A 14,117-nucleotide genomic window follows, 5' to 3' on the forward strand; every position below is an offset into this window, starting at 1 on the left:
AAACAACAGGCTTTTTCTATGGTTTGCTAATGATTATTTTTTAATTTCGTTCAAATACTAGAGATACAGACAAAATAATAGAAGGAAGGGGAGACTTTTATGGGGATTATGCGCCGTTATATGGAATTTGTTAAGCCCTATCGAAAACAAATTGTCATTACGCTTATTATTGGTATCATCAAATTTATTATCCCATTACTAATTCCAATCCTAATTAAGTATGTTATCGATGATGTTATCGCCAATGATTTATTAACAAAGGATGAAAAGCTAACAAGGCTTTTTCTTTCCATCGGTATTATGGGCTTTATTTTTGTTGTCATTCGTCCACCCGTGGAATATTATCGGCAATATTTTGCACAATGGACATCCAATAAAATTTTATATGACATTCGAAAATTTTTATATGGCCATTTACAAAAATTAGGCTTGCAATTTTATGCAAATAAAAAAACAGGGGAGGTTATCTCCCGGGTAATTAATGATGTGGAGCAGACAAAAGAATTCGTTATTACGGGACTAATGAATGTATGGATCGATTTAACAACGATTTTCATTGCACTTGGAATTATGCTCGCGTTAGACATTAAGCTGACATTGGTTTCCATTATAATGATTCCGTTTTATGCTATTTCGATAAAATATTTCTTCGGTAATTTACGAAAATTAACAAGAAATCGTTCCCAAGCACTTGCAGAGGTACAGGGCTATTTACATGAGCGGGTGCAAGGAGTTGCTGTTATTAAAAGCTTTGCAATTGAAGAGCATGAACAAACATTATTTAATAAAACGAATCGAAATTTTTTACAAAAAGCATTAGCACATACGAGCTGGAATGCGAAAGCATTTGCGGTTGTGAATACGATTACGGATATTTCGCCCATATTAATCGTTGCCTATGCCGGGTATGAGGTTATTAATGGAAATTTATCAATAGGTACAATGGTTGCCTTCACAGGCTATATTGAGCGCTTATATGGTCCGCTACGGAGATTGGTTAATTCCTCAACAACATTAACACAAGCAGTCGCTTCCATGGACCGAGTGTTTGCATTGATTGACGAGGAATATGACATTACTGATAAGCCGAATGCAAAAGAAATACAAAAGGCACATGGACATATTGAATTTCGCGATGTATCTTTCAGCTACGGGGAAGACGAGTCACTTGCATTGAAAAATATCTCCTTAAATATAACGGCAGGGCAAACCATTGCATTAGTTGGGATGAGTGGTGGTGGAAAATCTACTTTAGTTAGCTTAATCCCAAGGTTTTATGATGTGACTAGTGGAAAAATTTTGCTCGATGGTAGTGATATTCGTGATGTGAAGGCACATAGTCTTCGCAATCAAATCGGTATGGTTTTACAGGATAATATTTTATTTAGTGATACAGTAAAGGAAAATATTTTACTTGGGAAGCCAGGGGCAAGCGATGAAGAGGTTATCGAGGCAGCCAAGGCGGCAAATGCGTATGATTTTATTATGAATTTGCCAAATGGTTTTGATACGAAGGTTGGCGAGCGAGGCGTGAAGCTTTCCGGCGGACAAAAACAGCGGGTTGCTATTGCGCGAGTATTTTTGAAAAACCCACCTATTTTAATATTGGACGAGGCTACCTCTGCCCTAGATTTAGAAAGTGAACATTTAATTCAAGAAGCATTAGACAAATTAGCGAGAGACCGGACAACATTAATTGTTGCCCACCGATTATCTACGATTACCCATGCCGATCAAATAGTGTTAGTCGAGCATGGGAAAATAGTGGAGGTTGGCCGTCACGAGGAACTCATGGCGAAAAAAGGACATTATTACGAGTTATTTGATGTACAAAATTTAAATTAATTTTGCATAGAAAAATCGGGTATAAAAATACTCGATTTTTTTACTGTAGAATTCAAACTAGGTTATTTCATAAATGTATGGAAAAATTTACAGGAGAATGCAAGGTTCTTCGTCGGAAAAATCGTTACTATAAAGTTAGATAACATACCAATACAAAGGTGATTGGTATTTTTTTATGCCAAATAGTAGAAAAAGGAAATAATCAATGGAAGAGAACGGGAAAAAACGGTACAATATAGTTGTTAAATTATTCTAAGAATTAATAATACATATAATCGATTTTAAATAGTTAATAGATTATAAGAAAAACATACAGGGGGTAACACATTTATGATCCCAGCAACAGATTCCGTTTCGATCGCAGCAATTAAAGAAAGAAGCGTGGAATCCATCATTGATTGGTTCGAGTATAATAAACAATCATTTTATCGACTAAGTTGTACTTATTTTAGAAATCAAAAACAGGTGGAGGAACTTTTTTACCAATCTATAATGAAAGTCCGTCAAGAGCTACCTCGTTTTAAAAATGAAACTTCATTCGAAACTTGGGTTACCTCGATTTTCATCGATATTTGTAGACGCCTTTCAAAAGATAATAGTTTCCAAGCTTTAGAGGAAAGTCCTTCAGATGAAATATTTCGTGCACTTGATCAATTGAATGTAAACGAAAAAGAAGCAATTGCCCTTGCCTATATAAAAGGAGCGACACAGGAGGAAACTGCCCAGCTTCTCGGAGTTTCCTTTGAAAGGTTGAGAGAGCTTCTAAACGACGGATTCCAATCACTTCGAAAACCGATGGGGTATTTTGCCACTTTTAATGGCTGTCAGGAGTATCAAAATGATTATTTAGCTTACTTAGAAAAAAACATAGAACATTCGAAAAAGGTGGATTTAGAGATTCATGTGTATCATTGTCCACACTGCCAGGAGGAATTGGTTACATTTCAGGAAATTCAATCGAAGCTTACGAAACTACGGAATGACTTACAAATACCTTCCAGTGTGATGGCATCTGTCAAAGATCGGTTGGACGAAAAGAAAAAGCAAAAACAACAAAAGATTAGGAAACTAATAAAAAGAGTATCTTTTGTTGTAGGAGTATTCGTATGTATATTCGGGATTGGTTTTTTAACAGGTGTTATCCCGAACCTTTATTATGCGATGACAGAAGATGATCAGGAATTACGTACGATTTTCCAGAAAAACTATGGAGACAGATTGAATCTAGAGTCTGAGTATGATGGAATTAAAATAACAATCAAAAGTGTGGTAGCAGATGATATCGAAACAGTTGTTTATTATGAAATTGAAGATACTACTGCAGAAAATCAATATGTAATGAATTATGGTGATGGTGTTTATATAGAGAATGAATTTGAAATTATGGATACAGAATCATATATAGGATATTACCCGCCAGATCTTGAATCTGAGATGAATAAGAAAGAAAAGAACGTGTACCATGGCAAGCTCATTCTAAATTCATTAAAAGAGGACGAAGCTACACTTAAGGTTAACATTTCAACAATTCGCAAGCTGTTAAGTGATTCTACTTATCCAACAGGCTATGTCGATGACTCAAATATAAAGTACGGAGACTGGAATTTTGAAATCCCCGTAACAAAACAATCGTCGAAGGAATATGTACTAGATAAAGAGTTGGAAGTCGAAGGAGTCCCGTTCCGGATTGATAAACTAATAATGGCACCATCTGCAACAATTCTTCAATATAGCATTAATTATGATACACAAGACTTTCAGATTTATAATGTTGATTTTGATAATTTGCAGGTAAATGATAAAAAGTTAAAACCAGATTTATATAGTGGATATTATTATGATGCACCGCAACAGATGAATTGGAATACTTATCAAATAAAGTTTCCATCAATGCTGGGAGAAAAGCCAAAAAACGTTAAAGTTCAATTTTCTGCCATTTATTTAAGCGTATTTGATAAAAAACAAATCGAACTGGATATTTCCGAGGAGTATCCAAAAACCTTTGAATATGCGGGTAGCACTATTTCGATTGATAAGATGGAATTAGAGGGAAATACTACTAAGATTGTTATAAGCAATCAGGAAATAAAGGATCGCAAATTTGAATCACTTTATTTTAATCTTCTTGATAAGGATGGAAACTTTTTAAACTATATGAATATAAGCTCCGAGACAGTAATTGTAGATAGAAACGGCAAACAATACGATATGTATCAAATGGATCCAAATATGGAAATCGAGCAACCACGTTATTTCGATACCGTTAGTGAAATAGATTTAGAAAGTGCAAATATTGGAGAAAATGTCGTTTCTGCAATTCTAGCAATCGATGGTTACAATACAACGAAATATACGGATAAAGTAGTTGAAATTACCATCGAATAGTTGGTAATTTGAGGAGTAGGATGATTTATACAGCATAAATAAAATGCTTGGAAAATGGTTACCCCAAAAGGTTAATTTGGGGAGGTACCATATTTCCAAGCATTTTTTTTACTTATCAAATCCTTCTTCTTATAGCACATCCTTCGTTATATCGACTTCTTGATCATCTGAATGGAACGACTCAAAACTAGCTAAGAGGATTTCCAATCGCTCTAGTTGTTCATTGTATTCTAAAAGAGAGGCAAAAAATTGGAATGTGTGTGGAATATTTTCTGCGTCATGATCTAAATGCTGGTACTCTCGATACATTCGAAGTAGGTCTTGACGATTCGTTTCATATTCCTTCATTTCCTCTTCATGGATTTGTTTTGCTTTGCCGATATAACGAAGTAATAAATGCTCATGATTAGCGGCTAATTGTTCTAGCTTCTGTTGCACTTGTTTGGCTGTCAATTCCGGAAGAGACGTAATAGCATTTTCATAGTGAAGAAGCTTCTTCAAAATATCTAGTGCCTTTCTTGACGTTGTCATCATTTGCCGGTATATCACGAGCTTCCGTAGCTTCGCTTGAGTATTTCGTTTTAATAATGTTCGTTCTTCCTTATAAAAGGAGTAGATTTGGTCAATGCGGGAAAGCTGCTCCTTAATTGATTCTACCGTGTTTTTTAATAATAATTGCTCTGCTGCCTGATGGTTGGAAATGCGAATCCATTTTAAAATCTCATTCGTGCTATCGGAAATTTGCTTATACAATTTGCTTTCGTACTTTGGTGGATAAAACACCATGTTGACGAAAAAGGCAGATAATATTCCAAGCATGATCGTTAAAAATCGCATAACGGCAAACGAAATAAAGGCATCCCCAGGCGTTTCCATGATGACGATTAACGTAACAACCGATAGCGAAATGGTATTTTCTATATTTAGTTTTAAGTTAATCATGATTAAAATGATGGCAGCTAATCCAATTACAAGGAAGTGGTTTCCAAAGATGATAACGAAGATGACGGCTAAGGCAGCTCCGATAATATTTCCTTGAATTTGTTCAATAATCGTTAAGTACGATCGATAGATGGATGGTTGAATGGCAAATACTGCTGATATTGCTGCGAATACTGGAGTCTCCAAATGGAGAAGCTGTGCTAGAAATAATGCTAATACTACAGCCATTCCCGTTTTTAATATACGGGCACCTAATTTCATTTTGGTAAATCCTTTCTTAAACGAGTGATAGTTTTCCATAGACTAATGGTATCCATACAAAATAGTTAGTCTTCTAGAATTTTTTATTATCTCATATATTTTCCGTAAAAGATGTCAGTTTGCTTACGTTTAGTTTACACATATCAAATATAAAAAAACCCAAGGTGTTGGTTCCTTGGGAAATTGTATTGTATTTTATCGGAAAATACAATGGGCATTTTGTATAGTTTTCTTAGATGTTTTCCTCTTTATTTTTCACTAGCCATTGCTGCGAATGCTTGATCAACTGCGACAATGGTTTCTTCAATATCTTTTTCCGTATGCTCGGTTGTAATAAACCATGCTTCATATTTCGATGGGGCTAAGTTAATACCTTGATGAAGCATAAGCTTGAAGAATTGTGCGAATTTCTCGCCATCCGTGTTATCTGCTTGTTCATAGTTTTCTACTTTTTCATTTGTGAAGTAGACAGTAAGCGCCCCTTTTAAGCGGTTGATTGAAATCTCGATACCATGCTTATTAGCAGCTGCAAGTATTCCTTTTTCTAACAATCCGCCAAGGCGATCTAATTCTTCATAGACACCTTCTTGTGATAAAACCTCTAAGCAGGCAATACCTGCAAGCATTGATGCAGGGTTACCAGCCATTGTTCCAGCTTGATAAGCAGGTCCTAGTGGTGCCACCTTTTCCATAATATCGACTCTACCACCGTAGGCACCAATTGGTAGACCACCACCAATGATTTTACCCATTGCCGTTAAGTCAGGTGTAACACCAAGTAGGTTTTGCGCACCGCCATACATGAAACGGAATGCAGTAATAACCTCATCATAGATTACAAGTGCACCAGCTTCATGGGCAATGTCATTAACTTGCTCTAAAAAGCCTGGATTTGGTTCAACAATCCCGAAGTTCCCGACAATTGGTTCTACTAGAACAGCAGCGATTTCTTCTCCCCATTTTTCCATTGCTTCTTGGAATGGTGCAATATCATTAAATGGAACAGTAATTACTTCCTGGGCAATACTTTTCGGTACACCAGCAGAATCAGGCATCCCAAGCTGAGAAGGACCAGAGCCTGCTGCAACTAATACTAAATCTGAGTGCCCATGGTAGCAGCCTGCAAATTTAATGATTTTATCGCGACCAGTAAATGCACGTGCGACACGAATCGTTGTCATCACTGCCTCCGTACCAGAGTTTACGAAACGTACTTTTTCTAAAGATGGAATAGCATCCTTCAACATTTTTGCGAATTTCACTTCATGGGGAGTAGGAGTTCCATAAAGAACACCAGTTTCTGCAGCATGTGTGATTGCTTTTGTAATATGGGGATGTGCATGTCCAGTAATTATCGGACCGTACGCAGCTAAATAATCAATATATTTATTGCCATCTACATCCCAAAAATAGGCACCCTTCGCTCTTTCCATTGCAACCGGGGCACCACCACCAACGGCTTTGTAGGAGCGGGAAGGACTATTCACGCCACCAACAATATGCTCCTGTGCTTGTTTATGTAATTGTTCTGATTTCGTAAAGTTCATGATAAAACCTCCATACAATTAATTCCAATTAGTATTGTATCACTATTTGAGATAAATGCGAGTAAGATTGCCCAATCTCTTTTTGCAAAAAAATTAACCGCGTTCTTGTTGGATATCGACAACTGTCCGGACAACAAAGGACGCAGGAATGGTATAGCCAATCATCCCTTCTAATATCGAAATGACTCGTCCAATTCCAATTGGGGTAACATCGCCATAGCCAACGGAAAATAGCGTGGACCCGCTAAAATAAATACATGTTTGTAAAGTATGGAGTGTACTTCCAGATAATAACTCTTCATTTTCCTGAATGACGGCTATTCCATTTTCCATACAAATAAAGTATAGTAAGCCGAAGCCAAGCAGGATCGTAGAATAAATGAAAAATAAATATGCAAAGCTTTCCCATGATAAAAATTTATCTTGAAGTGCATTGGGTAAAAATAATGTCCGTAAGCTCATCGAAATACAAAAAATAATGATTAGTATAAAAAGATAGGCGATCATATAGCACCTCATTCATATCAAATAAAATCCCTCTACTACTAGAAATATGCTTGTCCGTTTAGAAAAATGAGTAGGTATGTAGTAAAAAGTACATACGCAACATGGGTAAGTAATGACGTTTGCGAATTACGAAAAACTTCGCTATCGTATGGATAGTATAGATAAGAAAGGATGATTCATAAATGACAGTTACTGTAGGAGAATTAGCTCCAGATTTTGAGGTTTTAGCAAGTAATGGTGAACGGCTAAAATTATCCGACTTTCGGGGCCAGCATGTCGTGTTATATTTTTATCCAAAGGATTTAACCCCAGGCTGTACAACGGAAGCATGTGATTTCCGCGATCGCCAGAAAGAATTTTCCGAGCTTAATGCAACAATACTCGGTATTAGTGCGGACGAGTTAGATAGTCATAAAAAATTTGCTGAAAAACATGGTCTTCCATTTTTATTGTTAGTGGATGAAGATCATAAAGTATCTGAGCAATTTGGGGTGTGGACATTAAAGAAAAATTTCGGTAAGGAATATATGGGAATTCAACGTTCAACCTTTGTAATTGATAAGGATGGCGTATTAGTTAAAGAATGGCGTAATGTGAAAGTTGATGGCCATGTGGAAGCAGCATTGGAGTTTATTAAAAATCATTTAGCCGATGCGTAAGTGATGAATAAATAGGGGAGCGTATGTTACGTTCCTTCGTTTTATTTACTCGGATAGTTAAACGCCTGTTTTTCGTAGAGAAGGCTCTTGTCTATTCCATCGGAAAAATACGGCATATAGTATATTGTAAGAATACCTCCTCAAAAAATCTTCACTCTTTTGTAGACCATTTTCGAATGGTCTCTTTTTTTAGGCATTTTCCCGTCCATTAATGCTTGATTAAATAACATTGCATATTATTTTTCATAATATTTCGAACGTGTTATGATTAAACGAGAAGTGTCTAGAACGTGTTTTATCAAAATACTTTTGAAAGGATGTTGAATATGAAAATTGTTGCATCATTGTACCCAGCGGAATCCTTGCAGAAACAAGTAAGAGCTGAATTTCCGGATCTTTCGTTTTCTTTTTATAAAGGAATGAAAGAGCTAGGAGATGAGATTGAAACGGCTGAAATATTAATGACCTATGGTGAGGATTTAAGTGATGCCATTATTGAAAAAGCAAAGGCATTGAAATGGATCATGGTCATGGCAGCAGGTGTGGAAAAATTACCGCATGAAGCAATTGCTAAGCGAAATATATTAGTGACAAATGTGCGTGGCGTACATAAAATTCCAATGGGAGAATTCGCAATTGGCTACATGCTACAATATGCGAAGCAATCGGCATTATTTCAAACACAGCAGCAAGAAAAAATATGGAATCGCAATGTAACCTTACGAGAATTGTATGATCATACATTGTTAGTAGTAGGAGCGGGAGCAATCGGCAGCCAAATTGGCAAATATGCAAAAGTATTTGGAATGAAAACAATCGGTATTAATCGTAGTGGAAACCGAGTAGAAGAATTTGATGAAGTATATCCAATGGAGCAGCTAAATGAAATTTTACCAGCAGCAGATTACATTGTGTCGATTTTACCAAGTACCGAGTTAACTACTGGCGTATTCGCTAAACCACAATTTTCCTTAATGAAAAACGAGGCAGTGTTTATTAATATGGGTCGAGGCAGCGCCGTAAACGAAGAAGACTTAATAGAGGCATTGAACAATGGCGAGCTTGCCCATGCATTTCTCGATGTATTTGCACAAGAGCCACTTCCTGAAGACCACCCATTCTGGTCATCGGATAAAGTAACAATCACCCCTCATCTTACTGGAATCTCCAGAAATTATTTAAAACGGGGATTGGAAATTTTCCGCCGGAATTTACATATGTATTTAAAAGGGGAAAATAAATTTGAAAATATCATTGACGTCCATCGGGGGTATTAGCATGAGAATTTATACGAGAACTGGGGATAAAGGAACGACATCATTAGTGTATGGAGCACGCGTACCGAAAAATGATTTACGTGTCGAAGCATATGGAACATGTGATGAGGCGAATTCGATGATTGGATTAGCAGTGAGCTTTCTTTCGAATGAGCAGTTTCCGGAAAAGCAGGAGCTCTTAAAAATTTTCCATCAGGTCCAAACACTGCTATTCCATGTCGGTGCGCATCTGGCTACTCCAGAAGGAAAAGAAGTGAAATGGAAACTGGAAGAAAAGCATGTACAAGACCTTGAGAAGCATATCGATGCGTTAGATGCAACAATTCCGCCATTAAATAATTTTATTTTACCAGGTGGGCATCCGGCAGGAGCAGCGCTGCATTCCGCCCGTACAATTGTAAGACGTGCCGAAAGATGTGCTGTAGGACTTGGAAATGTACAGGCATTCGTTACGGCATATTTAAACCGGTTATCTGATTTTCTTTTTGTTGCGGCAAGGTATGTGAACGTGAAGCTCTCCGTTGAGGAGAAAAAACTGCACGAATAAACAAGAAATAATTATAGGCTAAAAGCTTGATTAACATGTAAGATTCGTAAGTTATTGCATACAATAAAAAGAAACAGTTCGTGTAACTTCAGCTAAATTATATCGATTAAGCTGTTCATACATATTGTAGAATTTCCAATAGGAACAGTGGATTTGTTGACAAAGGTACTAAATTGTTAGTACACTTATTATATTAATTATTATTTAAGAATATATTTAAGAGAAAAGAGGTGCATGGCGGTGTCAACGAATCAATTGAAAGAGGCTTTAGATACCTTGAAGGAATCTGGTGTCCGCATCACACCGCAGCGTCATGCGATACTTGAATATTTGATAAATGCAATGAGCCATCCCACTGCAGATGAAATTTACAAAGCACTTGAAGGAAAATTTCCAAATATGAGTGTCGCAACAGTGTATAATAACTTACGGGTATTTCGTGAGGTTGGCTTGGTTAAAGAATTAACATATGGCGATTCTTCTAGCCGTTTCGATTTTGTAACGAATGATCACTATCATGCGATTTGCGAAGACTGTGGAAAAATAGTCGATTTTGCATACCCAGGTCTAAATGAAGTAGAACAATTTGCTTCCCACGTTTCTGGCTTTAATGTTAGCCACCATCGCTTAGAAATTTACGGTGTATGCCCAGACTGTGCAGCAAAAAAATCGCACTAATAACTATATATCCATTCTTCATCAAGAGCTAATGAATAGCTCTTTTTTTTATGCCGTTTTTTAAAAGCTTGTTGTTATTTCATGAGATACGTTTAGTAAATGAACGCTGAGAAAACTGAATTACGAAGACTTCCGCGGGAAAGTGAGTGAAAATAAGGGGTGGAATCCTTTAGATTAGTGGCGTCAAAAGGAAAGTGAGCGGGAATAAGGGGTGGAATCCTTTAGATTAGTGGCGTCAAAAGGAAAGTGAGCGGGAATAAGGGGTGGAATCCTTTAGAGAGTGGGTATCAAGAGGAAAGCTAGGGAGAATTGGTTTTGAAATCCTTTAGAGGGTGGGCGTCAAAAGGAAAGGGAGCGGGAATAAGGAGTGAAATCCTTTAGAGAGTTGGGGTCAAAAGGAAAGCGAGCAAGAATTGTGCTAGAAATCCTTTAGAGAGTGGGCGTCTAAAGGAAAGGGAGCGGGAATAAGGGGTGAAATCCTTTAGAGAGTTGGGGTCAAAAGGAAAGCGAGAGAGAATTGGTTTTGAAATCCTTTAGATAGTGAGCATCAAAAGGAAAGCGAGAGAGAATTGGTTTTGAAATCCTTTAGATAGTGAGCATCAAAAGGAAAGTGAGCGAGAATAAGGGTAGAAATCCTTTAGAGAGTAGGCATCAAAAGGAAAGCGAGCAAGAATAGTGCTAGAAATCCTTTAGAGAGTTGGTATCAAGAAGAAAGCGAGGGAGAATTAGGGGTGAAATCCTTTAGAGGGTGGGCGTCAAAAGGAAAGTGAGCGGGAAATTAGGGTAGAACTCCTTTAGAGAGTGGGCGTCAAAAGGAAAGTGAGCGATAATTGTGCTAGAAATCCTTTAGATAGTGAGCATCAAAAGGAAAGCGAGCAAGAATAGTGCTAGAAATCCTTTAGAGAGTGATAGTCAAAAGGAAAATGAGCGAGAATTGGTCTAGAAATCCTTTAGATAGTGAGCATCAAAAGGAAAGTGAGCGAGAATAAGGGTAGAAATCCTTTAGAGAGTAGGAATCAAAAGGAAAGCGAGAAAGAATTGGGCTAAAAATCCTTTAGAGAGTGGGCATCAAAAAGAAAGCGAGCGAGAAATTAGCTAGACATCCTTAAGAGTGCAAGCATCAAACGGAAAGTGAACGTAAATTTTCGGAGAAATCCGTAAGACAGCAAATATATGAATAGGAAAGTGAGCATGACTTTGCCAAGAAATCCGTTTAAAATAAACCGTAAATTAGAATAAAAAAGCAATCTCCTTTTGCTATAACCCTCAATGAAACGCTGAGCAGACTGAATATACGAAGACTGACAGGTGTGAACCTGGAGGAGCGCTAGCGACGAGGTGGCCAAGTGTTTGCCAGAACAGAATGGATACGCAGAGTGTATTTCCGTCTGTAGCCTTTTTAGAAAAAGCAACAATCTATACGAAAAAAGCCTTTTATTATGTCTTTTTATCGGAGGTTGGTATTGTCGTGGGAGATAAAATTGGAAATTAGTGTTTGACTTTAAATGTTTTTACGTTTTAGTGGTGGAAAAATGCAAACAATCGAAATAACGATTCCATTAATTAAACAAAGTGGGAAAATGTCTATAAGGGAAGCTGCATTTGCAATAAAAAAATGCTCCCAGCAAGGCTAGCAGCATTATTTACTACGATTATATGATTCATCAAATTCTTTCCCCTCTAACTCCTTATCCAATGTTAAAGGTTCTCGACAATACATACACATATCCACTTTACCAAGAATTTTTGTCACCTTATTACAAGAAGGACAAACAACCTGGACAGCCCTTGTCGATAGCATCCCTATTAAAAAATATACAACCGTACTAGCAATTATAGATAAGAAACCTAAAACCATAAAAATCGCCATGAAAATTGGGTGATTCCGGAAGAAAAGTCCAATATACATGATAATAAAGCCAATAAATACTAAACTTAATGCAAACGTCCGGATTCTATTAATTTTGCTCGTATATTTCGCCATATAGCCCCCTCCTAATGAAAACTATACCATAAATAGGCAAAAAGATAGAAAAAATAACGAATATATTTAAATACAAAAAATATTATTTATAGTAAAACAGAAACAATGTTCAACAAATTGCCACAAGATATTTGTGAACTTATTCATTTATTTAGAAGGAATTTCCTAAAATATTGTCGAATATTCTTTAAACGGATAATTCCTTAAAACAAAAACTAGATTTATAAAAATAATATTTGCATCGAATCGAATTGCATTTATACTTATAAAATCAGTGTTTTTTAAGAGAGTCATATAGAAGGAGCTTGGAGGCAATTATGGAAAATATATTAAGAAGTATATACCAAGAACGTGCGAGTGACCCAACGACATTAGGAATCCTTTCGATTGAAAATCGGGACAGCCTTGCAACTATCACGGACACCTTCGACGAAATACTGCTTATTATCTCAAAAGAACAAGAACACCCATTATTCGTCAAGCATTATGAATACGAAGCAAAAAAGCTGGCCCTATATATCGTCAATGAAGCTCAAGTAAAACTATGGATTTCCAAAGGGACGAACCGAAAAGTATTTGATTGGTTTTATTACGGAAAAATTTTATTTGACCGCAACGACTATTTATACCGCTTAATCCAAGAGATAAAGGATTTCCCATTCCATGAACGTAAGCTAAGAATCGGCTTAGAGTTCGCCAAGCTAATCCGTACCTATATGGAAGGGAAAACACTTTACGAGAAAAAACAATACTTAGACGCGTACAGTCACATTATCCATTCCCTTCATTACTTAGGAAGAGTAGCACTTATCGAAAAAGGCTATCATCCAGAAATAACGGTATGGAATCAAGTTAAACAAATCGAACCAGAAGTATATAAAATGTATGAAGAGCTTGTCCATAGCGAAGAACCACTCCATAAAAAATTAGAGCTATTATTTTTAGCAAGTGAATTTTTCATCCATTCAAGAACAGAGATTGGATCCGCACATATTATGAAGGTGTTGGCGGAAAAAGAGCTTTGGTCAATCCAAGAATTTATGGAGCATCCAGAATTAAGCTTATATGCAACAGATCTTATCGTCTTTATCGAATATTTAATTGATAAAAAGTATATTGCAGTTGAATTGAAAGAATCAAAGGGAAAATCGATTTTTCACCGTTATTATAAGAAACAATAAATCCATTCAATTGTTATATTAAAAAAACATTAACATAGTGTTGACATTAATAAAAAGAGATGGTATATTAATATTCGTCGCTACGAGATACTTAATAAAAGCGACACGATAAAAAAAGTTATTGACAACAAAAACTTATCGTGATATATTAAGTGAGTCGCGTTTGCGGCGAAGAAATTATATTGAACCTTGAAAACTGAACAAGACGAAGCGTTTAATTAAACTATTTTTAAAACATTTTTGAGCTAATCAAACACTTTTTGGAGAGTTTGATCCTGGCTCAGGACGAACGCTGGCGGCGTGC

11 protein-coding genes are annotated in these 14,117 nt (G+C 36.6%); 7 read left to right on the forward strand and 4 right to left on the reverse strand.

Features of this window, described 5'->3' with window-relative positions; all coding sequences use genetic code 11:
* Nucleotides 1–99: 99 nt before the first annotated feature.
* Together OEV98_RS13965 and OEV98_RS13970 are read left to right on the forward strand one after the other, a co-directional pair.
* Nucleotides 100–1,845, forward strand: a complete 1,746-nt coding sequence (locus OEV98_RS13965; protein WP_317633819.1) for an ABC transporter ATP-binding protein — start codon at nucleotides 100–102, stop codon at nucleotides 1,843–1,845.
* Between the two features lie 330 nt (nucleotides 1,846–2,175).
* Complete coding sequence (locus OEV98_RS13970; RefSeq protein ID WP_263073950.1) at nucleotides 2,176–4,230, forward strand: sigma-70 family RNA polymerase sigma factor; 2,055 nt, start codon at nucleotides 2,176–2,178, stop codon at nucleotides 4,228–4,230.
* 129 nt (nucleotides 4,231–4,359) lie between these two features.
* Here OEV98_RS13970 and OEV98_RS13975 read toward each other — a convergent pair whose 3' ends face one another.
* The 3 genes from OEV98_RS13975 to OEV98_RS13985 form a co-directional block, all read right to left on the reverse strand.
* On the reverse strand, nucleotides 4,360–5,433 hold the full coding sequence (locus OEV98_RS13975; protein WP_263073951.1) for an FUSC family protein: 1,074 nt from the start codon (nucleotides 5,431–5,433) through the stop codon (nucleotides 4,360–4,362).
* Between the two features lie 248 nt (nucleotides 5,434–5,681).
* Nucleotides 5,682–6,980 carry a glutamate-1-semialdehyde 2,1-aminomutase gene (locus tag OEV98_RS13980; protein ID WP_263073952.1) on the reverse strand — a complete coding sequence of 433 codons (1,299 nt, stop codon included), beginning with the start codon at nucleotides 6,978–6,980 and terminating at the stop codon, nucleotides 5,682–5,684.
* 93 nt (nucleotides 6,981–7,073) lie between these two features.
* The gene (locus OEV98_RS13985; RefSeq protein WP_263073953.1) at nucleotides 7,074–7,487 is read right to left on the reverse strand and encodes a potassium channel family protein; all 414 of its coding nucleotides are present in this window, start codon (nucleotides 7,485–7,487) and stop codon (nucleotides 7,074–7,076) included.
* Between the two features lie 182 nt (nucleotides 7,488–7,669).
* Between OEV98_RS13985 and bcp the strand changes: the two genes are divergently transcribed.
* From bcp to perR, 4 genes are all read left to right on the forward strand, one after another.
* The gene (bcp, locus tag OEV98_RS13990) at nucleotides 7,670–8,146 is read left to right on the forward strand and encodes a thioredoxin-dependent thiol peroxidase (RefSeq protein WP_263073954.1); all 477 of its coding nucleotides are present in this window, start codon (nucleotides 7,670–7,672) and stop codon (nucleotides 8,144–8,146) included.
* A gap of 326 nt (nucleotides 8,147–8,472) precedes the next feature.
* Nucleotides 8,473–9,423 carry a D-2-hydroxyacid dehydrogenase gene (locus OEV98_RS13995; RefSeq protein ID WP_263073955.1) on the forward strand — a complete coding sequence of 317 codons (951 nt, stop codon included), beginning with the start codon at nucleotides 8,473–8,475 and terminating at the stop codon, nucleotides 9,421–9,423.
* 1 nt (nucleotide 9,424) lies between these two features.
* Nucleotides 9,425–9,970, forward strand: coding sequence for a cob(I)yrinic acid a,c-diamide adenosyltransferase (locus OEV98_RS14000; RefSeq protein ID WP_263073956.1), 546 nt, complete (start codon nucleotides 9,425–9,427; stop codon nucleotides 9,968–9,970).
* Between the two features lie 234 nt (nucleotides 9,971–10,204).
* Complete coding sequence (perR, locus tag OEV98_RS14005) at nucleotides 10,205–10,648, forward strand: peroxide-responsive transcriptional repressor PerR (protein WP_407676515.1); 444 nt, start codon at nucleotides 10,205–10,207, stop codon at nucleotides 10,646–10,648.
* Nucleotides 10,649–12,287: 1,639 nt separating this feature from the next.
* Here perR and OEV98_RS14010 read toward each other — a convergent pair.
* Nucleotides 12,288–12,632 carry a YgzB family protein gene (locus OEV98_RS14010; protein ID WP_263073958.1) on the reverse strand — a complete coding sequence of 115 codons (345 nt, stop codon included), beginning with the start codon at nucleotides 12,630–12,632 and terminating at the stop codon, nucleotides 12,288–12,290.
* 317 nt (nucleotides 12,633–12,949) lie between these two features.
* On the opposite strand from OEV98_RS14010, the gene OEV98_RS14015 reads away from it, so the two are divergent.
* Nucleotides 12,950–13,813, forward strand: a complete 864-nt coding sequence (locus tag OEV98_RS14015) for a nucleotidyltransferase-like protein (protein WP_263073959.1) — start codon at nucleotides 12,950–12,952, stop codon at nucleotides 13,811–13,813.
* Nucleotides 13,814–14,117 lie beyond the last annotated feature (304 nt).

The organism is Perspicuibacillus lycopersici (genome assembly GCF_025660475.1).
In the GTDB taxonomy this organism is placed as follows: domain Bacteria; phylum Bacillota; class Bacilli; order Bacillales; family Caldibacillaceae; genus Perspicuibacillus; species Perspicuibacillus lycopersici.

Bases quoted from the DNA above. Each gene is read 5' to 3' on its own strand.
- OEV98_RS13965 (WP_317633819.1), top strand. From the start codon at position 100: ATGGGGATTATGCGCCGTTATATGGAATTTGTTAAGCCCTATCGAAAA.
- OEV98_RS13970 (WP_263073950.1), top strand. From the start codon at position 2,176: ATGATCCCAGCAACAGATTCCGTTTCGATCGCAGCAATTAAAGAAAGA.
- OEV98_RS13975 (WP_263073951.1), bottom strand. From the start codon at position 5,433: ATGAAATTAGGTGCCCGTATATTAAAAACGGGAATGGCTGTAGTATTA.
- OEV98_RS13980 (WP_263073952.1), bottom strand. From the start codon at position 6,980: ATGAACTTTACGAAATCAGAACAATTACATAAACAAGCACAGGAGCAT.
- OEV98_RS13985 (WP_263073953.1), bottom strand. From the start codon at position 7,487: ATGATCGCCTATCTTTTTATACTAATCATTATTTTTTGTATTTCGATG.
- bcp (WP_263073954.1), top strand. From the start codon at position 7,670: ATGACAGTTACTGTAGGAGAATTAGCTCCAGATTTTGAGGTTTTAGCA.
- OEV98_RS13995 (WP_263073955.1), top strand. From the start codon at position 8,473: ATGAAAATTGTTGCATCATTGTACCCAGCGGAATCCTTGCAGAAACAA.
- OEV98_RS14000 (WP_263073956.1), top strand. From the start codon at position 9,425: ATGAGAATTTATACGAGAACTGGGGATAAAGGAACGACATCATTAGTG.
- perR (WP_407676515.1), top strand. From the start codon at position 10,205: ATGGCGGTGTCAACGAATCAATTGAAAGAGGCTTTAGATACCTTGAAG.
- OEV98_RS14010 (WP_263073958.1), bottom strand. From the start codon at position 12,632: ATGGCGAAATATACGAGCAAAATTAATAGAATCCGGACGTTTGCATTA.
- OEV98_RS14015 (WP_263073959.1), top strand. From the start codon at position 12,950: ATGGAAAATATATTAAGAAGTATATACCAAGAACGTGCGAGTGACCCA.